19 protein-coding genes are annotated in these 24359 nt (G+C 66.3%); 9 read left to right on the forward strand and 10 right to left on the reverse strand.

The features are described from left to right. Nucleotides 1-6: 6 nt before the first annotated feature. A complete protein-coding gene (gene recN, locus AC24YW_RS30620) occupies nt 7-1680 on the forward strand; it encodes a DNA repair protein RecN (RefSeq protein WP_487486199.1) in 1674 nt (557 codons plus the stop codon). A gap of 94 nt (nt 1681-1774) precedes the next feature. Here recN and AC24YW_RS30625 read toward each other — a convergent pair whose 3' ends face one another. Further along, nucleotides 1775-2062 (reverse strand): GIY-YIG nuclease family protein, encoded by a 288-nt coding sequence (locus tag AC24YW_RS30625; RefSeq protein WP_487486200.1) that lies wholly within the window; start codon nt 2060-2062, stop codon nt 1775-1777. Between the two features lie 112 nt (nt 2063-2174). Between AC24YW_RS30625 and ligA the strand changes: the two genes are divergently transcribed. Further along, entirely contained in the window at nt 2175-4328 is a 2154-nt protein-coding gene (gene ligA / locus AC24YW_RS30630; RefSeq protein ID WP_487486201.1) for an NAD-dependent DNA ligase LigA, read from the forward strand. A gap of 295 nt (nt 4329-4623) precedes the next feature. Continuing rightward, on the forward strand, nt 4624-6072 hold the full coding sequence (locus AC24YW_RS30635; RefSeq protein ID WP_487486202.1) for a cell wall hydrolase: 1449 nt from the start codon (nt 4624-4626) through the stop codon (nt 6070-6072). Between the two features lie 159 nt (nt 6073-6231). Here the strand turns inward: AC24YW_RS30635 and nadC are convergent, their stop codons facing one another. From nadC to nadA, 3 genes are read right to left on the reverse strand one after another with little or no spacing between them, the layout of a single operon-like run. After that, nucleotides 6232-7110 (reverse strand): carboxylating nicotinate-nucleotide diphosphorylase, encoded by an 879-nt coding sequence (gene nadC, locus AC24YW_RS30640; protein ID WP_487486203.1) that lies wholly within the window; start codon nt 7108-7110, stop codon nt 6232-6234. A gap of 10 nt (nt 7111-7120) precedes the next feature. Beyond that, nucleotides 7121-8725, reverse strand: a complete 1605-nt coding sequence (locus AC24YW_RS30645) for an L-aspartate oxidase (RefSeq protein ID WP_487486204.1) — start codon at nt 8723-8725, stop codon at nt 7121-7123. An 11-nt stretch (nt 8726-8736) separates the two neighbouring features. Further along, nucleotides 8737-9843, reverse strand: a complete 1107-nt coding sequence (gene nadA, locus AC24YW_RS30650; protein WP_487486205.1) for a quinolinate synthase NadA — start codon at nt 9841-9843, stop codon at nt 8737-8739. A 346-nt stretch (nt 9844-10189) separates the two neighbouring features. Here nadA and AC24YW_RS30655 point away from each other — a divergent pair, with 346 nt between their 5' ends. The 6 genes from AC24YW_RS30655 (at nt 10190) to AC24YW_RS30680 (ending at nt 17462) form a co-directional block, all read left to right on the forward strand. After that, nucleotides 10190-11443 (forward strand): MFS transporter, encoded by a 1254-nt coding sequence (locus tag AC24YW_RS30655; protein ID WP_487486206.1) that lies wholly within the window; start codon nt 10190-10192, stop codon nt 11441-11443. Nucleotides 11444-11485: 42 nt separating this feature from the next. Then, complete coding sequence (gene acuI / locus AC24YW_RS30660; protein WP_487486207.1) at nt 11486-12472, forward strand: acrylyl-CoA reductase (NADPH); 987 nt, start codon at nt 11486-11488, stop codon at nt 12470-12472. Nucleotides 12473-12586: 114 nt separating this feature from the next. After that, the gene (locus tag AC24YW_RS30665; protein WP_275512734.1) at nt 12587-13174 is read left to right on the forward strand and encodes a hypothetical protein; all 588 of its coding nucleotides are present in this window, start codon (nt 12587-12589) and stop codon (nt 13172-13174) included. Nucleotides 13175-13337: 163 nt separating this feature from the next. Continuing rightward, on the forward strand, nt 13338-13583 hold the full coding sequence (locus AC24YW_RS30670) for a DUF6894 family protein (protein ID WP_157286918.1): 246 nt from the start codon (nt 13338-13340) through the stop codon (nt 13581-13583). 190 nt (nt 13584-13773) lie between these two features. Then, a complete protein-coding gene (locus AC24YW_RS30675) occupies nt 13774-15510 on the forward strand; it encodes a methyl-accepting chemotaxis protein (protein ID WP_487486208.1) in 1737 nt (578 codons plus the stop codon). A gap of 263 nt (nt 15511-15773) precedes the next feature. Next, a complete protein-coding gene (locus AC24YW_RS30680; RefSeq protein ID WP_487486209.1) occupies nt 15774-17462 on the forward strand; it encodes a methyl-accepting chemotaxis protein in 1689 nt (562 codons plus the stop codon). A 97-nt stretch (nt 17463-17559) separates the two neighbouring features. Here AC24YW_RS30680 and AC24YW_RS30685 read toward each other — a convergent pair whose 3' ends face one another. The 6 genes from AC24YW_RS30685 to ygfZ form a co-directional block, all read right to left on the reverse strand. Next, nucleotides 17560-20277 carry a DUF2339 domain-containing protein gene (locus AC24YW_RS30685; protein ID WP_487486210.1) on the reverse strand — a complete coding sequence of 906 codons (2718 nt, stop codon included), beginning with the start codon at nt 20275-20277 and terminating at the stop codon, nt 17560-17562. A gap of 130 nt (nt 20278-20407) precedes the next feature. Continuing rightward, nucleotides 20408-21376 (reverse strand): NUDIX hydrolase, encoded by a 969-nt coding sequence (locus AC24YW_RS30690; protein WP_487486211.1) that lies wholly within the window; start codon nt 21374-21376, stop codon nt 20408-20410. Between the two features lie 163 nt (nt 21377-21539). Then, the gene (locus AC24YW_RS30695; protein ID WP_487486212.1) at nt 21540-22046 is read right to left on the reverse strand and encodes a tyrosine phosphatase family protein; all 507 of its coding nucleotides are present in this window, start codon (nt 22044-22046) and stop codon (nt 21540-21542) included. Nucleotides 22047-22208: 162 nt separating this feature from the next. Then, nucleotides 22209-22823 carry a YfbR-like 5'-deoxynucleotidase gene (locus AC24YW_RS30700; protein ID WP_487486213.1) on the reverse strand — a complete coding sequence of 205 codons (615 nt, stop codon included), beginning with the start codon at nt 22821-22823 and terminating at the stop codon, nt 22209-22211. Next, a complete protein-coding gene (locus tag AC24YW_RS30705) occupies nt 22820-23446 on the reverse strand; it encodes a DNA-3-methyladenine glycosylase I (RefSeq protein WP_487486214.1) in 627 nt (208 codons plus the stop codon). The genes AC24YW_RS30700 and AC24YW_RS30705 overlap by 4 nt, the downstream gene beginning before the upstream one ends. Continuing rightward, complete coding sequence (ygfZ, locus tag AC24YW_RS30710) at nt 23443-24318, reverse strand: CAF17-like 4Fe-4S cluster assembly/insertion protein YgfZ (RefSeq protein WP_487486215.1); 876 nt, start codon at nt 24316-24318, stop codon at nt 23443-23445. The genes AC24YW_RS30705 and ygfZ overlap by 4 nt, the downstream gene beginning before the upstream one ends. Nucleotides 24319-24359 lie beyond the last annotated feature (41 nt).

The following is a 24359-nucleotide window of genomic DNA, read 5'->3' on the forward strand; positions in this document are numbered from 1 at the left end:
GGTTCCATGCTGGCGCGTCTGTCGATCCGTGACATCGTCCTGATCGAACGGCTCGATATCGAATTCGCCTCCGGCCTCGCGGTTTTGACCGGCGAGACCGGTGCGGGCAAATCCATCCTGCTCGATGCCTTTGCGCTGGCGCTCGGCGGCCGCGGCGACGCCGGCCTCGTGCGCCATGGTGCGGAGCAGGGGCAGGTCACGGCCGTGTTCGATGTCCCGAAGAATCACCCTGCGACCAAGATTTTGGCCGAGAACGGTCTGGACGATACCGGCGAGATGATTCTCCGGCGCGTGCAGCTCGCCGACGGCCGCACCCGCGCCTTCATCAATGACCAATCGATCAGCGTGCAGACGCTGAAGGCGGTCGGCACCGCCCTGGTCGAGATCCACGGCCAGCACGACGAGCGCGCGCTGGTCGATGCCGCCACCCACCGCCGCCTGCTCGACGCTTTTGCTGGGCTCGAGAAGGACGTCGCGGCCGTCGAAGCGCTCTGGGACGCGCGCCGCACCGCCAACACCGCGCTGGAGGAGCATCGCGCCGCCATGGAGCGTGCGGCGCGCGAGGCCGATTACCTGCGCCACGCCTCGGACGAACTAAAGCAGCTCGCGCCCAAGGACGGCGAGGAAACTGCGCTGGCCTCCCGCCGCACCACCATGATGCAGGGCGAGAAGATCGCCTCCGACCTGCGCGAGGCGCAGGAAGCCGTTGGCGGCAACCATTCGCCGGTTGCCGCGCTCTCGGCGGCGGTGCGCCGGCTGGAGCGCCGCGGCGTCAACTCGCCGGCGCTGGTCGAGCCCGCGGTCAAGGCGATCGACGCGGCGATCAACGCGCTGGAGGAGGCCGATCAGCACCTCCAGGCGGCGCTGGCCGCAACCGATTTCGATCCGGCCGAGCTCGAGCGCATCGAGGAGCGGCTGTTCGCCTTGCGCGCCGCGTCCCGCAAATATTCGACCCCGGTTGACGGCCTCGCCGCGCTGGCCGCCAAATACGCCGCCGACGTCGTCCTGATCGATGCCGGCGCCTCGCGCCTGAAGAAGCTGGAGCAGGCCGCGATCGAGGCGGACAGTCGTTACGCCGCGGCCGCCAAGAAGCTGTCGCTGGCGCGGCAGAAATCGGCCGAGAAGCTCAACAAGGCCGTCAACGCCGAGCTCGCCCCGCTCAAGCTCGAACGCGCAAAGTTCATGACCCAGGTCGAGACCGACGAGGCCGCACCGGGGCCGCAAGGTTTCGACCGCGTCGAGTTCTGGGTGCAGACCAATCCGGGCACCAAGCCGGGTCCCCTCATGAGGGTCGCCTCCGGCGGCGAGCTGTCGCGCTTCCTGCTCGCGCTCAAGGTCGTGCTGTCCGACCGCGGCTCGGCGCCGACGCTCGTCTTCGACGAGATCGACACCGGCGTCGGCGGTGCGGTGGCGGATGCCATCGGAGGTCGCCTGGCGCGGCTTGCCGGCAAGGTCCAGGTCATGGCCGTGACCCACGCCCCGCAGGTCGCCGCCCGCGCCGACCAGCACCTCCTCATTTCCAAGGACGCCCTCGACAAGGGCAAGCGCGTCGCCACCCGCGTCAATGCGCTCGCCGCCGACCACCGCCGCGAGGAGATCGCCCGCATGCTCGCCGGCGCCGAGATCACGGCCGAGGCGAGGGCGGCGGCGGAACGGCTGCTGAAGGCAGCGACGGCGTGAGGCCACCACCGTCATTCCGGGGCGATGCGAAGCATCGAACCCGGAATCTCGAGATTCCGGGTCTGGTCCTTCGGACCATCCCGGAATGACGCTTTCAATTGCAGATCGACTCGTACAGATCACCCCAATTTGGATTGTCCTTCTCGATCAGCTGGATCTTCCAGGCCCGCTTCCATTTCTTGAGTTCTTTCTCGCGTGATATTGCCGAGATTGGATCGTCGTAGCCCTCGAACCAAACTAGCTGCGTGATGTTGTATTTGGCCGTGAAGCCCCGGACGGCCTTAATTCGGTGCTCATAGACGCGACGCACGAGATCGTTGGTCATGCCGACGTAGATTGCCCCATCGCGCCGGCTTGCTAGAATATAGGCGTAATACGCCACGAGCCCTCCCTACCGCCCTTCCGGGACGCACGAAGTACGAACCCGGAGTTTCGAGGTTCCGGGTCTGGTCCTTCGGACCATCCCGGAACGACGATACGCAACCTCAAGTGTAATGGCCAGAGCAGCAAAATCCAAAGCAGCACCGCTACGCGACGTCGCCGAGCTCACCAAGGCGCAGGCCAAGGTCGAGCACATGCGGCTCGCGCTCGAGATCGAGGGGCACAACGAGCGCTACTATCAGGAGGACGCGCCCACCGTCACCGACGCCGAATACGACGCGCTGCGCCAGCGCCTCAGCGCGATCGAGAAGCGTTTTCCCGCGTTCGTCACCGCGGAATCTCCCTCGCAGAAGGTCGGCGCTGCGCCGTCAGGACGCTTCCAGAAAGTCCGGCACGCCGTGCCCATGCTGTCGCTCGATAACGCCTTTGCGGAGGAGGACGTGCGCGACTTCGTCGGCCGCATCGTGCGCTTCCTGAAGCTCGACGACGACAAGATCAAGTTCTCCGCCGAGCCGAAGATCGACGGCCTCTCGATGTCGCTGCGCTACGAGGGCGGCGAGCTCGTCACCGCCGCGACGCGTGGCGACGGCGCGGTCGGTGAGGACGTCACCGCCAACATCCGCACGCTCGAAGACGTGCCGCAGAAGCTGAAGGGCCGCAACATCCCCGACATCTGCGAGGTGCGCGGCGAAGTCTACATGACCAAGAAGGCGTTCCTCGCGCTCAACGAGCGGCAGAAGGCGGCAGGCGACACCATCTTCGCCAATCCGCGCAATTCGGCCGCCGGCTCGCTCCGCCAGAAGGACCCGACCATCACCGCCTCCCGTCCGCTCGGGTTCTTCGCCTATGCCTGGGGGCAGATGAGCGCGATGCCGGAAGACACGCAGAGCGGCATGATCGGGTGGTTCGAGCGCTGCGGCTTCAAGACCAATCCGTTGACCAAGCTCTGTCACTCGGTCGAGGAGCTGCTCGCCTTCCACCATGCGATCGAGGAGCAGCGCGCGCGGCTCGACTACGACATCGACGGCGTCGTCTACAAGGTCGACCGTATCGACTGGCAGGAGCGGCTCGGCTTCGTCTCGCGCACGCCGCGCTGGGGCATCGCGCACAAATTCCCGGCCGAGCGCGCCATGACGGTGCTGCGCGACATCGAGATCCAGGTCGGCCGCACCGGCTCGTTCACGCCGGTCGGCAAGCTCGAGCCGGTGGGCGTTGGGGGCGTCATCGTGCAGAACGTCACGCTGCACAACGAGGACTACATCAAGGGCATCGGCAACAAGGGCGAGGTGCTGCGCGAGGGGCGCGACATCAGGATCGGCGACACCGTCGTGATCCAGCGCGCCGGCGACGTCATCCCGCAGGTGGTCGACGTCGTCCTCGACAAGCGGCCGAAGACCGCCAGGGAATTCCACTTCCCGAAGAAGTGCCCGTGTCCGCTGCACACCGACGTCGTGCGCGAGGAGACGGCGACGGGCGAGGAGGGCTCGCGCGCCCGCTGCACCGGCGAGTTCGCCTGTCCCTATCAGAAGATCGAGCATCTGAAGCTGTTCGTGTCGCGGCGGGCCTTCGACATCGACGGCCTGGGCGAGAAGCAGCTCCAGTACTTTTTCGACGAGGGCTGGGTGAAGGAGCCCGCCGACATCTTCACGCTGGAGAAGCGCAACGCCAAACTCAAGCTCGAGGAGATCGAAGGCTACGGCGCGACGTCGGTGCGCAACCTGTTCGGCGCTATCGAGAGCCGGCGCAGAATCGCGCTGGAGCGCTTCATCTTCTCGCTCGGCATGCGCCATGTCGGCGAGACCACGGCGCTGGCGCTGGCGCGCGGCTACGGCTCGTGGGACGCCTTCCACGATGCCTGCCTGAAAGTTGCCAAGGGCGATGAGGAGGCGATCGCGGACATGGACGCGCTCGACCAGATTGGCGACACAGTGATCAAGAGCATCGCCGATTATTTCGGCGAGAGCCACAATCGCGGCATCGTCGAACGGCTGACCAGGGAGGTCGAGATCGTCGACGCCGAGAAGCCGAAGAGCAATTCGGCCGTGGCCGGCAAGACCGTGGTGTTCACGGGCTCGCTGGAAAAGATGACGCGGGATGAAGCCAAGGCGACGGCCGAGCGGCTCGGGGCCAAGGTGTCGGGCTCGGTGTCGAAAAAGACCGATCTCGTGGTCGCGGGTCCCGGTGCCGGCTCGAAGCTTGCGGATGCCAACAAGCACGGCGTCAAGGTGCTGACCGAAGACGAGTGGCTGAAGCTGATCGCGGAGTGAGGGGCGCACTGGCGCCTCATCGCCCAAGCTCCCGCAACAAGCGTCCCGTAATGATACGCGGACGCAAGAGTTCCTTCACTATTCGCGTTGACCCGATGTTTACCGCTTCACGTGAGGCCGCATTTACCAATGCGCCACGTCGCCCCGTGAAAACACCTGCATTCGCTTGAGTGTGCCGCCTGCGCAACGCCGATTAACGCCCCGGCAACCTAAATTAGATACTCACGATAAGGATCGAATTGCACGGATGTACTGAGTTCGATCGGACGAGCGTAAGCGTAGCGTGAGCGTATCGATGTCTGTGTTGCGTAACCATCCGAAGGGCGCGCGGTTCGCGTCCTTCGGCATCGGTCTCTGCATCTTCGCATTGATGCCGAGAGAGACCGGCTATCAGGACATTGCCTCGCTGCTGGCGCGCCAACCCGGCGTCGCCGAGCGGTGGCAGAAGCAGGTGTTCTCCGCTGCGTCCTCGATCCAGCTCGCCACCTACAGTTTTTCCCGCCCCATCGGCACGTCGGTTCCGCAGAGCGCGATGGTTCGGCTCGCGAGCCTCGACGGCCGCGACGTCACCGGCGCGATCCGCCGCAATCCGGCGCTTCAGGCGCCGCCGCGCTATCACGCATCCGACTTTCCCACGGTCGATCGCGCCTTGAAGGGCGATCGTCTTTCAATCGTCGCGCCGCAGCAGGCTCCCGAAACCGTCACGCCGGCTGCAGCACCGGCCAAAGAAGATCCCGCGACCTCGAACAGCTCGGTGTTCGGCGCCAAGACTGCCGCATTACCGCCGGCGATGTCGCCGGAATCCGCGGCCCCGCTCGATCCCGAGCTGCAGGAGGCGATGCGCGCGCCGCCGCTGCCGCAATATTCCAATCCGCCGCAGGCGAGCGAGACCGCGCGCGCGCTCGCGGTGCAGCCGCTGGAAGCGCTGAAGCGCGCCACGGCGCCGGCCGCTCCCGCGCGCGATCCTTTCAGCGTCAAGACATCGAGCCTGTTCTTCGGCAGCTCCTCTCTGGGCGGCAATCTCGAGACCATCGAGAGCTGGCAGCCGGGCGCCGCGCCGCTGATCGTAATGCCCGACCCCGACATGAAGGTGACGGCCTCGCTGACCCCGCCGACGGCGGAGATCGCCAACGACATCGAGAGCGGCGAGAGCGTCGCGCCGAAGGGCGAGGTCAACGCCGACAACCAACGCGCCAAGTCGCCGGCGGAACGGCTCGCGCTCGACGACAAGTCGCGCGCCAAGTCCGAGAAGTGTCTTGCCGAAGCCGTCTATTTCGAGGCCCGCGGCGAAGCCGTGCGCGGCCAGATTGCGGTGGCGCAAGTGGTGATGAACCGCGTCTTCTCCGGCAAATATCCCGACACCGTGTGCGGCGCGGTCTACCAGAACAAGCACCGTCACCTGGCCTGCCAGTTCACATTCGCCTGCGACAATAATGCCGACGTGATCCGCGAGCCCGAGATGTGGGAGCGCGCCAAGAAGATCGCCAAGGCAATGCTGGACGGCCAGATCTGGCTGCCCGAGGTCGGCAAATCCACGCACTATCACGCCTACTGGGTGCGGCCGTCCTGGGTCGCCGAGATGAAGAAGATGTACAAGACCGGCGTGCACACTTTCTATCGGCCGCGCAATTGGGGCGACGGCAGCGAGTTGCCGAGTTGGGGCACGCCGGCGCAGACCGCTGCGCTGTCGGCCGCGCTCGCGCAGGAAGCCAAGAGTTCCGCGGAGTTGGGCGAGCGCCGGTAGTTTTCTTACCTCTCCCCGCTTGCGGGGAGAGGTCGAATTCGAGCGAAGCTCGAATTCGGGTGAGGGGGACTCTCCGCGAGTCCAATTTTCACCGTCTTTGCGGAGACTCCCCCTCACCCCAACCCTCTCCCCCCAAGCGGGGAGAGGGAGAAGAATTCATCACGCCTCGATATCCAGTGCACAGTCGAAATTCGGTGCCGAATGCGTCAGGGCACCGGCCGACGCATAGTCGACGCCAGTGGCCGCGATGGCGGCGATCGAGTCCAGCGTGACGCCGCCGGACGCCTCCAGCGCGAGGCGGCCCGCGTTGAGCCTCACCGCTTCGCGCAGCGTCGCAAGGTCCATGTTGTCCAGCAGCACCGCATCGGCCATTCCGCTGTCGAGCACCTCGCGCAACTGCGCCAGCGTGTCGACCTCGATCTCGATCTTGACGAGATGGCCGGCATGGGCGCGGGCGCGCTCCAGCACCGGGCGGATGCCGCCGGCGACCGCGATGTGGTTGTCCTTGATCAGGATGGCATCGTCGAGCCCGAAGCGATGGTTGAAGCCGCCGCCGCAGCGCACCGCGTATTTCTCCAGCGCCCGCAGTCCCGGCGTGGTCTTGCGCGTGCAGCAGATCCGCATCCTGGTGCCTTCGCTGCGCGCGACATAGTCCGCCGTGAGCGTGGCAATGCCGGACAGCCGGCCGACGAAGTTCAGCGCGGTCCGCTCGGCCGTGAGAACGGCGCGCGCGGGACCAGAGATCGTCAGCACGTGCTGGCCGCGCGCAACCCGCGCGGCGTCGCGGACATGTGCGCGCACCTCGATGTCGGGCGACAACTTCTGCAAGGTCGCGAGCGCCAGCGGCAATCCGGCAATCACGCCGGACTGGCGCGCGACCAGAAGAGCTTGCGCGCGCGTCGCCTCCGGGATCGTCGCGAGCGAGGTGATGTCGCCGGCGCGGCCGAGATCCTCGTCGAGTGCGCGCTCAACGGCGGCCTCGATCGCCAGCGGCGAAAGGAAGGCATCGGGATAGAGCAGTGATGTCGGGGTGATCATGGGGCCTCCTTCAGGCGATCATGGATTGCGCGATGCGGGGCCGCGGGCGTTCCTCGAGGCTTCCGGCGACCTCGCGCGCCGCGGCGAGCGTGGTCATGGTTCTCTGCGCCAGCGCTGGGTGCTCGGCCGGATGATCGGAGCGGCAATGCGCCCCGCGGCTCTCGCGCCGCGTCCAGGCCGCAGCGGCGACCAGCAGGGCCGCCATCGCCATGTTGCCGAGAACGGCGTCTCCGGCCTCGCGCTCTAGTCTGGCGAAATGGCGCACGGCTTGCGCAAGCCCGCCGCCGTCGCGGATCACGCCGACATGTGCGCTCATCATCGCGCGCAGCCGCTTCACCTCCGCAGCATCCGGCGTGCCGGCGCGCGGTGTCACCAAAGAGTCGGGAAGGCGGGCCGGCGGGGGCACGGTGCGGCCGGCGATGTCGTCGGCAATGCGGGCGGCATAGACGACGGCTTCGAGCAGGGAATTCGAGGCGAGCCGGTTGGCGCCGTGCGCGCCGGTGGAGGAGACTTCGCCGGCGGCCCAGAGCCCGTCGATCGAGCTGCGGCCGCGCGCGTCCACCGCGATGCCGCCCATGTGGTAATGCGCGGCCGGCGCGATCGGAATCGGTTGCGTCGCGGGATCGATGCCGGCGGCGATGCAGCTCGCATGCACGGTCGGAAACCTCGTCGCGAAGCGTGCGCCCAGCGCCTGGCGTGCATCGAGGAAGGCGCCGCGCCCGGCCGCGATTTCGGCGAACACGCCGCGGGCCACGATGTCGCGGGGCGCGAGCTCGGCGAGCGGGTGGCGGGCGCTCATGAAGCGCTCGCCGTTGCCATTGATCAGCGTTGCTCCTTCGCCGCGCAGCGCTTCGGTGGCGAGCGGCGCCGGGTCGCGGCCCACCATGATGGCCGTGGGGTGGAACTGCACGAATTCGGGATCGGCGATCACGGCGCCGGCGCGGGCTGCGATCGCAAGGCCCGAGCCGCTGGCTTCCGGCGGGTTGGTGGTGACGGCGTAGAGATGGCCGAGCCCGCCTGTCGCTAGCACGATTGCGCGCGAGGCGAGCACGAGCGGCCGTGCCGCGGGATTGCCGGCCTCGCGCAATTGAAGCCCGGTGACCGCGCCGTCCTCGGTCAGCAGTGCTTCGGCGACGAAGCCTTCAATCAGGCGGATCGAGGGCGTGCGGCGCACGGCCTCGCTCAGGGCCGCGATGATCGCGGCGCCGGCGCCGTCGCCGCGCACATGCACGATGCGTCGTGCCGAATGCGCAGCTTCGCGTCCGACGGCAAGCCTGCCGTCGAGATCGCGGTCGAACGGAACGCCATGGGCGAGAAGATCGTGGATGCGCGGCGCCGCCTCGCGCGCAATCCCGAGCGCAACGGCTGCATCGACGAGGCCGCCGCCGACCGCGACGGTGTCGGCAGCGTGTGCCTCCGGCGTATCGCCTTCAGCTACCGCCGCCGCGATGCCGCCTTGCGCCCATGCCGAGGAGGCGCCGTGCCCGAGCGGGGCCGCCGAGATCAAGGTCACCGGCCGCGGCGCGAGCTTCAGCGCGCAGAACAGTCCGGCAAGGCCGCCGCCGACGATGACGACGTCGCCGGTGCGGGCGGGGTCGTGGATGTCGTGTTGCATGTTGCTCGCCCTCAATTGCTCAGATTGATCATGCGCTGGACCGAGCGCCGCGCGCGGTCCGCGAGCGCGGGGTCGATCGTCACCTCCTCGCGAAGCGTCAGCAGGCTTTCCAGGATGTTGGCGAGCGTGATGCGCTTCATGTGCGGGCAGAGATTGCAGGGGCGGAGCATCTTCACGTCGGGCAGCTCGGCTCGGACATTGTCGGCCATCGAGCATTCCGTGATCATGACCAGCCGCCGCGGCCGCTTTGCGCGCACCCAGTTGATCATGTGCGCGGTCGAACCGGTGAAGTCGGCTTCCGCCAGCACGTCCGGCGGGCATTCCGGATGCGCGATGATCTGCACGGAGGGATCCGCTTCGCGAAAGCTCCGCAGCTCCTCGCCCGTGAAGCGCTCATGCACCTCGCAGGCACCCTTCCAGGCGATGATCTTCACGTCGGTCTTCGATGCCACGTAAGTGGCGAGGTATCGGTCGGGCAGGAAGATCACGGTCGGGGCGTTCAGGCTCTCGACCACCTGTACCGCGTTCGAGGACGTGCAGCAGATGTCGACCTCGGCTTTCACCTCCGCCGAGGTGTTTACATAGGCGACAACAGGCACGCCGGGGAATTTCTCCCGCAGCAGTCGCACGTCCGCGCCGGTGATGCTGGCGGCAAGCGAGCAGCCCGCACGCGAATCCGGGATCAGGACGGTCTTGTCCGGATTGAGCAGCTTCGAGGTCTCCGCCATGAAGTGCACGCCGCATTGGACGATGATGCCGGCCTTCACCTTGGTGGCTTCGACCGCGAGCTGGAGCGAGTCGCCGCCGATATCGGCGACGCAATGGAAGATCTCCGGAGCCTGGTAATTGTGGGCGAGGATGACCGCGCCCCGCGCACGCTTCAGCTCGTTGATCGCGTGAATCGTCGGCGCCATCAGCGGCCATTCGATCGAGGGGATCACGTGCTTGACGCGGTCATAGAGCGGCGCGGTGGCCCGTTCGACCGTCGGCGTCCATTCCAGGGACGGCATCGGCCATGTCGGTCCCGGGGCGACCGGCGCGGCGCGCGGGGAGACGGTGGGCTGGCCTTGCGGCCGGTTGGCAAAGTCGTCGGGACCGTAAAGTGCAGTGATCGGCATGGAAGCCTCCCAAGTGTGCCATCAAGTGTGGCCTTTATGCTCAATTTGAGGATATATAGAGCCCGAGAAATCCGGCCGAGGAGGCCGGGCAACGTCATTGCTCCCACATATACTCAATCTGAGTAAATCAAACATAGCACGTGTCGTCGCATGCCGCTAGGGGCTGCCGCACACATTCCCGTCACTGCGCACCTGCGAGACGAGGCCAGATTGAAACGCAATGCTCCCGCGTCAGCTCCTCGTGGAATGCAACCGTTTTTGACTTGGGATTTTCATGCAGATGCATTAAACGGGCCATCCCGCGGCTGCTGATTTGCGGATCCGCCAACGACAGACGAGGACAACCATGTCGACACAGATCGGCGAGCTCGCACCGGCCTCGCGTGCGTCCAACTGGCGTACTCCGGCCGTGGTCATCCTGTGCGGTTGTGCCATCGGCATGCTCGGCTTCGGTCCGCGCTCGGCGCTCGGCTTCTTCGTGCAGCCGATGAGCAACGAATTCAGCTGGGGCCGCGACGTGTTCGGCCTCGCCATCGCCGTGCAGAATCTGTTGTGGGGACTCGGTCAGCCGTTCGCCGGTGCAGTTGCGGATCGCTTCGGCCTGTTCCGGGTGATGTGCGTCGGCGCGCTGCTCTATGCCGGCGGCCTGTTCTTGATGCGCTATTCCTCGACCCCGCTGTCGCTCGACATCGGCGCCGGCGTCATGATCGGCTTCGGCCTCGCCGGCTGCTCGTTCAATCTGGTTCTGTCGGCGTTCAGCAAGCTCTTGCCGGCCGAGAAGCGCGGGCTTGCGCTCGGTGCCGGCACCGCGGCGGGCTCGTTCGGGCAGTTCCTGTTCGCACCGATCGGCGTCGCCTTGATCGACAATTTCGGCTGGCAGCAGGCACTCTCCGTGTTCGGTTTCCTGATGCTGCTGATCATCCCATTGGCGCTGGCGCTCTCGACGCCGCCGGTGACAAGCGCGGATAACGCAACGCCAGCGGATGACCAGACCATCACCAAGGCGCTTGCCGAAGCCTTCGGTCATCGCTCCTACGTGCTCCTGGTGCTCGGCTTCTTCACCTGCGGCTTCCAGCTCGCCTTCATCACCGTGCATCTGCCGGCGTTCCTGGTCGATCGCGGCATCTCGGCGCAAACCGGCGGCTGGGTCATCGCGGCGATCGGCCTGTTCAACATCATCGGCTCGCTCAGCGTCGGCTACCTCCAGAACTTTCTGCCCAAGCGCTACATCCTCTCGGCCATCTATTTCACGCGGGCGCTGGCGACGCTCGCCTTCATTATGTTCCCGATCACGCCGTTCTCGGCGATCGCGTTCGGTGCGATCTCCGGCCTGACCTGGCTATCGACGGTGCCGCCGACCTCGGCGCTGGTGGCGCTGATGTTTGGAACGCGCTGGCTGGCGACGCTCTACGGCTTTGCCTTCGTCAGCCATCAGGTCGGCGGCTTCCTCGGCGTCTGGCTCGGCGGCATCGTGTTCGAGAAGTTCGGGTCCTACACGCCGATCTGGTGGCTCTCCATCCTGTTCGGCGTGCTCTCGGCGCTGATCAATCTTCCGATCGTCGAGAAACCAGTCCAGCGGGCGGTTGCGCAGCCTGCCTGATCGGCTAAACATCCCCGACAAACAAAGTCAGGGAGTTCAGTCGTGGCCACATTCAAGGCTGTCAGGATCGACAAGGCGGACAAGGGCACCACCGCGCAGCTCGCGCAGTTCGACGAAGCCGAGCTGATGGAGGGCGACGTCACCGTTCGAGTCGAATGGTCGACGCTGAACTACAAGGACGGCCTCGCGCTCACCGGCAAGGCGCCGGTGGTGCGCCGCTTCCCGATGATTGCCGGCATCGATTTCGCCGGCACGGTCGAAGCGTCCTCGCATCCGCAGTGGAAGGCGGGCGACAAGGTGGTCTGCACCGGCTGGGGCATGGGCGAGACCCATCTCGGCGCCTATGCCGAAAAGGCGCGGGTGAAGGGCGACTGGCTGGTCGCTCTTCCGCAAGGGCTATCGGCGCGCGACGCCATGGCGATCGGCACCGCCGGCTTCACGGCGATGCTCTCGGTGCTGGCGCTGGAGAAGCATGGCATCTCGCCGAAGAGCGGCCCGGTCGTGGTGACGGGCGCTGCCGGCGGCGTCGGCTCGGTCGCGATCGCCGTGCTCTCGAAGCTCGGCTACCACGTCATCGCTTCGACCGGCCGGACCTCGGAGGCCGACTACCTCAAGCAGCTGGGGGCTGCCGAGATCATCGACCGCAACGAATTGTCGGCGCCGGCAAAGCCCCTCGCCAAGGAGCGCTGGGCCGGCGGCGTCGACAGCGTCGGCTCGACCACCCTCGCCAACCTGCTCTCGATGACGAAATATGGCGGCGCGATCGCGGCCTGCGGCCTGGCCGCCGGCATGGACCTGCCGTCCTCGGTGGCGCCGTTTATTTTGCGCGGAGTGTGCCTTCTCGGCATCGATTCGGTGATGTGCCCGATCGAGCCCAGGAAAGCCGCCTGGCAGCGCTTGGCCTCCGATTTAGATCGGACAAAACTGGCTGAAATCACTGAGGAAATCTCGCTCGACGAGGTGCCGGGCTGGGGCGCGAAAATCTTGGCGGGCCAGGTTCGCGGCCGCGTCGTGGTAAAAATTGTCTAACGGCGTTCAGACTTTACCAACCAAGCTGCTTCAATGTCGCCATGGTTGGTATGGTAAGCAGCGGGTAAAGAGATAAAGGCATCGCCCGCTGCGGGGGGTGGTTCGGAGTAGAGCATGCTTGCGCGTATTGTGTTGGGGGCTGTCACGGCGGCAGCGACGTTTGCGCCGGCCATCGCGGGAAGCATGAACGCCGACGAGGCGCGCCGATTCGTGGCCGGCAAGGTGTTCGCCTTCACCTGTTTCGACGGCACCCGCGGTGCAGGCCGCATCCTCGACGATCTCGGCGCCGCCGGTGCGGTGCAGTTCTCGGGCGCAGGCCCGGTCCGTCATCTCCGCCTGCCCGGCAATACGCTCCAGATCCGCGGCCAGAACGTCTGCGCCTCGATCAAAGGCATCCCGTTCGAGCCCTGCTTCAATCTCGAAAAAACCGACGATCGCAGCTTCCGCGGCTCGGTGTCGGGCATGGGCTTCGCCTATTGCGACTTCCGTCACCAGGGCGGCAATCAGATGCTGATGGCGCGCGCTGCGGCGCGGCCGCGCTCGCTGCACAAGCCGGAGCACACCGGCACGGTTGCCGCATCGAACACCGAGGTTGCCGCGCGCGTCGAGACGCCGCGTGTCGAGGGCAGCCGGCTCGAGCCGGTGAAGTCCGAGCCGGCGAAGAACGAAGCCCCGCTGGAGCTGCGCCGCTCCACGCAGTGAGCTCGCCTGCGCGGGACACCCCGCGCCATTGATCGTCGAAGACATCATCGAACACCAAGCCGGCCGCGCCGTAGTCATACGGACGGCGGCTTTCATGCCTTGGTAGCTGTTCCGGCCCCAGTTTGGGCGCGGCCGGGGGGCGGTCCCACGCAAGGGTTCAACGATGTCGCTCTATTTCTTCCGCATCAGCACCGGCCGTTATTCCGGCGCCGCCGACCTGCCCTACGAGTTCGAGGATCGCGCAGCCGCCTGGACCGAGATGACCGAGGTGTGCGCCAATCTGCTCAGCGGTATCGCGCGCAGCCTGAAGCCGAATGCCGAGTGGTGCATGGAGCTGCTCGACGAGGACAAGCAGCCGGTCTTTCGAATCAGCCTCGTCGGCGAGGCCATCGGATGTAAAGCGTCCTAGCACCGACTTGAAGCTGAAATTTACAACTATGACGGGATCATTTCCTTTCGCGCTCAATCATTTAGCGTGCAAAGTCAGTATTTCTGCGAGGGATTTCGTTAACCAAATCGGAATGTGAGAAGCTCATTTTTTGGGCAATGGCGAAGCCGACCATGACTCGGCTGCGCGTTCCTTCGGGGGAAGCATGCCCATGTTGAGCCTTGTTCAGAATCTGAGGATCGGGACCAAGCTGGCGATTGCGTCGGCGCTCGGTGTGCTCCTGGTTGGGGCCATGATTGCAAGCCAGATGCTCGGCAATGCGGGCATTCGCGAGAGCAGCCAGAGCGCGCTTGCGCAGCAGCAGATCGCGCGCGACGCGGTCAAGGCCGAGGCCGCGGTTCGCGGCATGCAGCTCGCGGTACGAGACCTTCGTCTTGCCAATAGCCCGGCTGACATTCAGAAGGCCGTCCAGAACCTGGGCGACCAGCAAAAATCGACGAATGCGCTGGTCGATGAAATGCTGAAGCTTTCTCACGAGGCGGAGAACCGCGCTCGGATGGAGAAACTGAGATCGCTGGCTGCGAATTACGAAAAGGCCGCGCAGCAGATCGCCGGCGTGCGCGGCGAAGCCCTGGCCGCCAGCGGTGCAGACGGAGCGGCCCGCGCTGCGAAGCTCAATGAAGACGTCGTTCGCATCGCACGCGAGGTGACCCTACCGATTGCCGGCGAGCTCGACGTGCTGATCGGCCAGATCGCCGACTACGCAAGGCACAAATCCGAGGAGAAGAATGCCGCGGCCGCGGCACAAATGAGATCGAGCGAGCAGCTTGCGATCCTGGTCGCCGCACTCGCCATGCTCGTCCTCGTCGGCTCCTGGCTGATGTCGTTCCTGACCATCGCGCGGCCGATTCGTGCGCTCACGGTCGCCATGGACAAGCTCGCCGGCGGCGATTTCTCCGTGGTTCTGCCCGGTCTCGGCCGCAAGGACGAGGTCGGCGGCGTCGCGGCGGCCGTTGAAAAGTTCAAGGTCGTGTCGGAGCAGAAGGCGCGCGAGGACGCCGAAGCCAAGATCAGGCAGGACCAGATTGCGGCTGCGCAGCGCAAGGCCGAGATGCACAAGCTGGCTGACAGCTTCGAAGCCGCGATCGGTGAGATCGTCGATACCGTGTCCTCGGCCGCGACCGAGCTGGAAGCTTCCGCCTCGACGCTGACCGCGACCGCGGCGCGCGGCCAGGAGCTCACCACCATGGTTGCTGCCGCTTCCGAAGAAGCGTCCACCAACGTGCAGTCGGTCGCGTCGGCGACCGAAGAGCTGTCGTCGTCGATCACCGAGATCAGCCGGCAGGTGCAGGAATCCGCCCGCGTCGCCGGCGATGCCGTCAACCAGGCCCGCACCACGACCGATCGTGTCGGCGAGCTTTCCGCGGCGGCGGCGCGGATCGGCGACGTGGTCGAGTTGATCAACACCATTGCCGGCCAGACCAATCTTTTGGCGCTCAATGCGACCATCGAGGCCGCGCGCGCCGGCGAGGCGGGCCGCGGCTTTGCCGTCGTCGCCTCCGAAGTCAAGGCGCTCGCCGAGCAGACCGCGAAGGCGACCGGCGAGATCGGCCAGCAGATCGCCAGCATCCAGGCCGCCACCGAGCATTCGGTCGGCGCGATCAAGGACATCAGCCGCACCATCGAGAAGCTGTCGGAGATCTCCTCGACCATCGCAGCCGCAGTGGAAGAGCAGGGGGCCGCAACGCAGGAGATCTCCCGCAACGTGCAGCAGGCGGCGACGGGCACCCATCAGGTGTCGTCCAACATCACCGACGTGCAGCGCGGCGCGAGCGAGACCGGTTCGGCATCCTCGCAGGTGTTGGGGGCCGCGCAATCGCTGTCCGGCGACAGCAATCGGCTGAAGCTCGAAGTCGGAAAGTTCCTCGATACCGTGCGCGCGGCCTGACACGTGCCTTTTCGCGAGCGTCCGCATCGTAACGGGAGATACCGGTGCGGCTGCAACAGAGAGTTGCAGAAAAACCACGATCGCTGCGCACGAGCCGTATTTTTACGTAGCCTCCTGTTAACGCCTGTTTGCGATTATGCGCGCAATCCTTCGGGAAAAGAACCAGCCAGCATTGTTGAACTGACCTTCGCCCGGGTCGTCCGTCGTGACGCCTGCGGCGCAGGTGATGTGCGCGTTGCCGGGTAATCATCGGGATTGTCGTGATGTCGAAGTTGTCGATCGTCTTCAAGCTGCTGACCGTGCTGTCGGTCCTCGTGCTCTCGCTCGCCGGTGTCGGCGTGATGGCGATCGGCACGATGCAGAACATCAACGCCCACACCGTCGAGATCGCGGAGAGCTGGTTGCCGAGCGTGCGAGCCCTCGGCTCGATGCGCGCCGACATCAACGAGCTTCGCGTCGCGCTGCGCCTGCACCTGATGCAGGACACCGCCGAAGGCAAGGAGGCCGCCGAAAAGCGCCTCGTCAATTTGCGCGAGCGCATCGAGAAGACCCGTAAGGTCTACGAACCGCTCATCAATGCGGCCGAGGAGCGCGCGCTCTACCAGCAATGGTCCAAGGCGTGGGCCGAGTACCTGAATGGTGTGCAGGACGTCATGGCGCTGTCGCGCAAGAGCGTTGGGCGCTTCCCGACCGACGCCAACGAGATGTTGCAGACCAAGGTGGCAAAGATGGCCCAGGCGGCCGATCCGCTGCTTCAGAAGGGCATCGAACTCAACAACAGCGGCGCCGAGCTGGAGACGAAGCAGGCCGCTGACAGCTATGCGTTGATCTTCCGCGTGCTGGTCGGCGTCATCGTCGCGGCTGTCGTGATCGCGATCGTCGCCGCCTATTACCTCGTGCGCGACGTTTCTCGCGGCATTGCCTCGATCATCCGTCCGATGCAGTCGCTCGGCGAAGGCGACCTTTCGGCCGAGGTGCCGCATCGCGGCGAGAAGACCGAGATCGGCTCGATGGCGGATGCGCTCCAGATCTTCAAGGAGGCGCTGATCGCCAAGAAGGCCGCCGACGAAGCGGCGGCGCGCGAGGCCGAGGCCAAGATCGAGCGCGGCCGCCGCGTCGATGCCATCACCCGCAATTTCGAGGTCATGATCGGCGAGGTCGTCGAGACCGTGTCATCGGCCTCGACCGAGCTCGAGGCGTCCGCGGCAACGCTGAGCGGCACAGCGCAGCGCGGCCAGGAGCTCGCAACCGTCGTTGCGGCGGCGTCGGAAGAAGCTTCCACCAACGTCCAGGCGGTGGCCTCTGCTTCCGAGGAGCTGTCGTCCTCCATCACCGAAATCAGCCGCCGCGTGCAGGATTCGGCACGGATGGCGGCGGAAGCGGTCGAGCAGGCGGCGCGGACCAACGAGCGCGTCAACGCGCTGTCGCAGGCGGCCGCCCGAATCGGCGACGTCGTCGAGCTCATCAACACCATCGCGGGCCAGACCAACCTGCTCGCGCTGAACGCGACCATCGAGGCGGCGCGCGCTGGCGAAGCCGGCCGCGGTTTTGCCGTCGTCGCCTCCGAGGTCAAGGCACTGGCCGAGCAGACCGCGAAAGCGACCGGCGAGATCGGGGCGCAGGTCTCGGGCATCCAGGCGGCGACGCAAGAATCCGTCAGCGCCATCCAGGAGATCGGCGGCACCATCGAGCGGCTGTCGGAGGTGTCCGCCGCGATCGCCGCCGCCGTCGAGGAGCAGGGCGCGGCCACGCAGGAGATCTCGCGCAACGTTCAGCAGGCCTCGCTCGGTACGCAGGAGGTCTCGTCCAACATCACCAATGTGCAGCGCGGCGCGATCGAGACCGGCTCGGCCTCGAGCGAAGTGCTGTCGGCGGCGAAGTCGCTGGCAACCGACAGCACCCGCCTGAAGGTCGAGGTCGCGCAGTTCCTGGAATCGGTCCGCGCGGCGTAGAGGTATCCGCTCGATCGTTGTTCCCTCTCCCGCAAGCGGGAGAGGGAGTGCACCTCCGCTGTAGCAATCACATCTGATCTCATCACGCTCTCGAGCTTTACGTGCCCGTCTGTGGCGCGGCCGGCGGCGGTGCGATCTGCCGCCGGAACAGGATACGCTGGTAGAGCCAGCCGATCGCGACCAGCACGACGCCGAGGCACATGAACGAGAGTGCGCGGTAGACGCCCGTCAGCGTCCACACGTCGACCGCGAAGGCCTTGAAGATCGTCAGCGCGATCACGGCGGCGGAGGCCAGCCGCGCCCGCTCCGAATTGACCAGGATGCCGATGCCGAGCAGCGCGACGCCGAAGGCGAGCCAGCCGATCGAATAGGTGTATTGCTCGGCACTCGTGGTGCCGCCGTAGAGCAGGACCGGGCCGTGATAGAAGCGGCGGATCTCCAGCGTCACATAGGTCAGCGCGAACACCAGCGCGCCGCCCGCAATCGTGTTTGCATATGCGACACTGCGGTGTCCCGCCACTGCGTAGGAGAGCAGCAGCATCAGCACGGCCGGCAGCGCATAGCCGAGCAGCAGCAGGTTGAACACGAGGCCGCCGACATTGACACCGGACAGCAGAAGCGGGTTCTCCAGAATCAGGAGGCCGAACACGCTGATAAAGCCGGCGATCGCCGTCAGCACGACCGCGCCGACATTGTGCACGATGCTGTGGCTGCGCAGCCGCAGGCGCTCCAGGCCGATTGCCATGGCGAGCATGACACAGACTTGCAGCGCGAACTCGAGCAGCGAGGGCGGCGAGGTCATGCGGCCGCCGGTCGCAAAGTGCCGGATCTCCATGAAGGCGAGCAGCGCGGTGAACAGGATCGCCGCGGTCTCGACCACGCGCAGCGGCGCGTCGTCGGCGCGGCGGCGCAGGAAGATGCTCGCGCCCCAGAACGAGGCGGCCGGCAGGCCATAGCCCCACAACAGCCAATTGAAGATCGGCGTCGTGCCGACGGCGTCGCCGACAATGCGCGGATCATAGACGATGCGCGCGGTGACGATCGCAGCGAAAATGGCAGCCAGCCGGCGCAGCACCGGAATCGGCCGTTGCAACGAGATCCAGGCGGTGCCGAGCGACATCAGCGCGAACGCGATAGTGAGCCAGCCCTTCTCCAGGGCGAAGGTCAGCGCCAGCGCCAGCGCGCCGAGCGTACCGGTCGCGAACAGCGCGACCGAGGTTGCAACGCCGGGGCGCTCTTCGCGGCGCATCAGCGCTTCGGTCGCAGCGCCAAAGGCCGCAGCGAGCAGCACGGCGAGGATCGCGAACGGGATCGAGCGGTCGAGATGGGCAATGCGCGCATAGAGCGCAACCAGGATGGCGATGGGCGTCGCGACGCCCGCCGCCGACCACACCACGGGAATGATCGCCGAGTTCGAGCGGCCCTGCGCGAAAAAGCCCGTGACGCCGAAGCCGGCGGCGAAGATCGCGGCCGTCACCAGATGCAGCGTCACCGCGCTGTCGGTCGCGACAGGGCCGACGCCCGGCATCGGGCCGCCCGGCAGCACCAGCATGTCTGGGTTGGCGCGCACCGCCCATTCGGCAAACACGATGAAAACGGTCGCCGCGGCCGCGCCCAGCGCGCCGGTCGCCGCCGGTGCGCGCCAGGCGACGAACAGCGTGCCGCCGACCAGGAGTGTGAACGCCATCAGCGCGAGATCCGCATGCGCGCTCGACAGCACGACCAGCATCGCGCCGAACAAATAGGCGCCGAGCGCGCCCGACGAGATCGGCTCGATCTCGCCGTCCTCGCTTGCTGGCCCGAACATGAAGCCGCAGACGACGAGCAGTGCAGCGAGCACGAAGCCTGCGATGGCATGGAAGGCGTGCGGCGCGACCTGCACCTGTTCGGTATCGAGACCCGGGAAGATCCAGAGCACCGCGAAGGCAATGGTCGTGACCGCAAGCCAGCGCCATAGCCTGATGCGGGCAAGACCGAAACTCGCGGCCGTCACGACGGCAAGATAGATGTAGAGCGCCCAATAATCCGGCTTGCCCGAGGAGACGAGGATCGGCGTCACGAAGGCGCCGACGACGCCGAGCCCGGCGAGCGCGGGCCCGTGCAGCAGCGCTGCGGCCAGCGTGCCCATCGCAACGATGCCGAGCAGCACGAAAGCCGTCGCAGGCACGAGGAAGCCGTAGAGCGCGTAGGCCGCGTAGATGGTCGCGAACGCGACCGCCGTGCCGGCTGCGGTGAGGATCGCGGGGATGTTGGCGATCGGCAGCGCCGCGATGCTCGAAATGCTCTCCTTGCGCCGCGTCCATTCGCCGGCGCCCAGCAGGGCAGCGGCGAACAGGCCGCCGAGGAACACGCGCACGCCGGGGCCGAGCAGGCCGGCCTCGATCGAATAGCGCACCATGAAGAAGCCGCCGAGCGCGAGCGCCAGCCCGCCGATCCAAACCACCCAACGGGTACCGAGCTGCTCCTCGAAGCCGGGCTCGGGGGCAGGATTGGGCAGCGGAGGCGGTGGCGGAGGTGCGGTAGCCTCGTTGCTGGCTTCGAGCGGCGGCGCAACCTCTTCGGTCACGAGCGGAGGCGGCGCAGCTTCGGCTTCCGGCGCAAGCGGCGGCGGCTCGGCTGCGGGCGTTGCGGGTACTTCGGCCTGCACATAGGCGGGCATAGGCGGCGGCTGCACTGGCCGCAGCGCGTAAAGCTTCTCTTCGAGCGCATTCAGCTTGCGGCGCAACTCGGTCGCCTGGCTGGACGCCTTGATCGCGATCAGGAAGGCGATGATGGCAATGATCAGCGCAAAGGCGTCAAAAGGGCCGTCGAACATGAAGCCTCCAGGCAACCGGCGGGCAGGGGCCGGTCCCAAAATATCAGGATCTTAATTTCTCGAGCATGATCTTACCGGAAGACCGCTACGCACTTTGCGCTAACGCGGCCCTTCGGGTCCGGATCATGCTCTAGCGCCGGGAGCGTACGCGCAAGCCCGGCGCGGGCCGCTCCTGGAGCACCTCGCGGCGGAAGCGGTAGAGCGCTGCCGGCCGTCCGCCCGTCTGTGTCGACATCACCCCGGTCGGTTCGACCAGGGCCTCCATTTCGACCAGGCGGCGGAAATTTTGCTTGTGGAGGTGCCGGCCCGAGATCGCCTCCACCGTGTGCTGCAGTTCTGTGAGTGTGAACTCGGCCGGCAAAAGTTCAAAGACGACAGGACGATACTTCAGCTTTGCGCGCAGCCGCGCGATCGCCGTGGCGAGAATCCGGCGATGGTCGAACCGCATCGAGGTCCCGAGCGGGGGAGGCGTCTTGCGCGCCAATGCCGCAGGACGGCCATCGCGGCGGGCCTCCTCGATCAGCCCTGCCTCGTAGAGCAACTCGTAGCGATCGAGCACGCGCTCCTCGTCCCAAGGTGCGCCGTCGAGACCGAAATAGAACCGTACGCGATCCTTCCGCGGCAGTGCGCGGATCGTCTCCGGCGTCTCCTCCTCGGCCCATTCGGTCAGTGCGGGGATGATGTCGCGGGCGATGATCGCCGGCGGCTGCTCGCGCCAGTCTTCCCAGGGGAAGAAGCGGTACCAGGGCGCGAAGCTGGCCGCGTTTGCGGAGAGCTCGCCGCCCGCGGGGCGCGTCAGCGCGAGATAGCCGATCGACACGATGTGGGCGCCGGTGTCGCCGGCCTCGGCATGACGGCCGCGGTCCCCGAACGTGTAGAGCTGCTCGACATAGCCGAGCCGCAGCCCCGCTTGTTGCTCGACCCAGGCGCGCAGGCCGATCTCGAACGTGCGATGGCTCACCGCGTCGAACGGACCGAACGGCAGCCCGGCAAGCCCGTCAGCACCGGGTGCGGTCAGGATCAGCGGCTCGTGGTTCTCGATCGCGACGATGGCGGCGGTGAGGCCAATCTCGATCGGCGTCAGCTGCGTGTCGCTCATGCGGCTGCCGTGTCGTTCACCTCTCCCGCTTGCGGGAGAGGTCGCGCCGAAGGCGCGGGTGAGGGCTCTCGCCTCTTGGGGGATCCCATTGCGGAGATACCTTCTCCCCAACCCTCTCCCGCACGCGGGAGAGGGGGCGCACCTCCATTGTGGTGACCAGCTTTCATTCGAGCTCGATCGCGAAGGGGCGGCCTTCCACCATCATCGCGCCGGGGCCCATCTCGTCGAGCGCGCGCAGCATGCGCCCGTTGCGTCCGAGTGCATGATCGGCGAGGCTGACGATGCGCCGGTTCGGCGAGGCGATCGGCGAGGCCGCGCGGATCTTCCGTGCGATCTCGATCTCGTCGCGGTTCGGATTGAGCGCGCAAACGGCCGCGAACGCGCTCGCGGTGGAGCGGCTGATGCCGGCATAGCAATGCACCACCAGCGGGGCGTTGCGGTCCCAGCCGCGCACGAAGTTGAGCACCTGCTCGATATGCGTTTCCGACGGCGCGACGAAGCCGTCCATTTCCTCGGTGATGTCGTCCATCGACACCTTGAGATGATTGGCCGGGAGCACCGAGACCGGACGCGCTACCTGCTCGACATTGGCCATCACGGTCAGCACGTGACTGGCCTTGGTGAGGCGGACGGTTTCGGGAAGCGCGGCGAGGGAACAGACGTGGATCATGGCGAACCTTTTTCTTGATTATAGCCGCGGCCGTAGGGTGGGCAAAGCGACATGTCCGCCGTAGCTCGACGAGCGAAGGCGGAAGCGTGCCCACCACCTTTGTCGCAAACGCGAAGTGATGGTAGGCACGGCGCAAGAGCGCCTTTGCCCACCTTACAAGACTCACGCAAACACGGCGCCAAACCGCTCCAGAAACTGCTTCTCGGCCCGCGCCGCGGTCCAGGGCGTCAGATAGTCGCGTCGGACGCTGTCGGAGAGATCCGGATCCTTGCCGAACAGGCGCCGCGCTTCGCTCGCGCTGAAGCCGGCGAGCTCGGTTGCCTCGAGATAGGCCGCGCCGCGATCGGCGGCCTTGATGGCCTGCGTGACGTCATCGGGCAAGACCGGCGGCAAGCCGAAGCGGATATGGATGGCGCCGAGCAGCCGCTTCTCGACGGCCTTGTAGTGACCGTCGAGTACGGCCTTGAACGGCGAGATCATGTCGCCGATCACATATTCCGGCGCATCGTGCAGGAGGGCCGCGAGCCGGACGCGCTGATCGACGCGGGGCATCTCATGACGCAGCACGGTCTCTACCAGCAGCGTATGCTGTGCGACCGAAAAGATGTGCGCGCCGAGGGTCTGCCCGTTCCAGCGCGCCACCCGCGCCAGCCCGTGCGCGATGTCGCCGATTTCGATGTCGAGCGGGGAAGGATCGAGCAGGTCGAGCCGCCGGCCCGACAGCATGCGCTGCCAGGCGCGGACCTCTTCGTTGCGCGCTACCTTCTTCGCCGTCATTTGGCCTTGAGGCGCGGCTTGCGCCGGATCTTGCTGCAGGTCGCATGACAATGGCAGTCGACCAGGTGGTCGTTGACCATGCCGGTCGCCTGCATGAAGGCATAGACGATCGTCGGGCCGACGAATTTGAAGCCGCGCGAGGACAGCTCCTTGGATATCTGCATGGAGAGCGGCGTCGAGGCCGGCACGCTTCCCGTGGTCTTGAACTGGTTGACCTTTGGCCGTCCGTCCATGAAGTCCCACAGTAGCTTCGAGAAGCCCGGGCCCTTCTCCATGATGTCGAGATACGATTTCGCGCTCAGGATCGCGCCTTCGATCTTGGCCTTGTTGCGCACGATGCCCGCATCGTTCATCAGCGCGTGAACCTTCTTGGGCGTGTAGCGCGCGATCTTCTCCGGCTGGAAATCGTCGAAGGCTTTGCGGAAATTGTCGCGCTTGCGCAGGATCGTGATCCAGGACAGGCCGGCCTGGAAGCCGTCGAGGATCAGCTTCTCGTACAGCGCGCGGTCATCGTATTCCGGCACGCCCCATTCGGTGTCGTGATAGGCGACATAAAGCGGATCTTCGCCCGGCCAGGGGCAGCGGGTCAGACCATCGGGATGCAAGCGGGCCGCGCGGCTCATGCGATCGGCTGCTTGGCTGGAATGCGAACGACGTCGGGTTCAGCGAGCGTCAAAGCCAGCCCTCCGGCGGTGAGCGGCTGGCCGGCATCGAGCGCATCTGCGACACGGTCGATGCGCACCAGCGCGATGCCCTTGCCGCCGGCCGTCGAGCCGATGGTGCCGACCGGCTTGTCGCCGGCGAGGATGGTCGTGCCCGGCTCGGGCGAGGCGTCCTCGAGCAGCACCTTCACGGTGCGCGTGCGCGCGGTGCCGCGATGCTGCATGCGCGAGACGACCTCCTGGCCGACATAGCAGCCCTTGTCGAAATCGACGCCGGCGAGGCGATCCATGTTGGTCTCATGCGGGAACGCATCGCTGTACATGAAATCGAGCCCGCCGCGCGGCACGCCGAGCGCGATGCGGTGCGCCTCATAGCTGGCCGCATCGACCAGCTCGGCGCCGATGAGATCGGACAGCTTCTGCTTGAGATCCTCCGGGATCAGGATGCGGGTGCCGAGCCCCTCAGCCCGCGGATCGGCAAAGGCAAGGTCGGGCTGGGCCGCCGGCTCGCCGCCCCAGGCCGCCAGCACGCCGAGGTCGAGGTTGTCCACGGTGACCTTAGCGCGCAGCTTGTAGAATTTCAGCTTGGTGGCGAGGGTGTCCGCCAGGACCTTGGGGCAGTCGATCAGGAACCCGCCGCCGTGACCCGCGGACGCTTCCGTGATCAGGAAATCCACGATGATCTTGCCCTGCGGCGTCAGCAATGCGCCGAATCGCCCCAGCCCGGGTTTCAGCCTGTCCACGTCGGTGGTGACGAGGCCGTTGAGGAAGTTGCGCGCATCCTCACCCGCGACCTTGATCACGCCCCGGTCCGGAAGAAACGCCGATTTCATGCGAAAATCTCTTGCGACATGTTGCTCCGGAACGTAAGCCC

It is taken from the genome of Bradyrhizobium sp. USDA3516 (genome assembly GCF_057651995.1).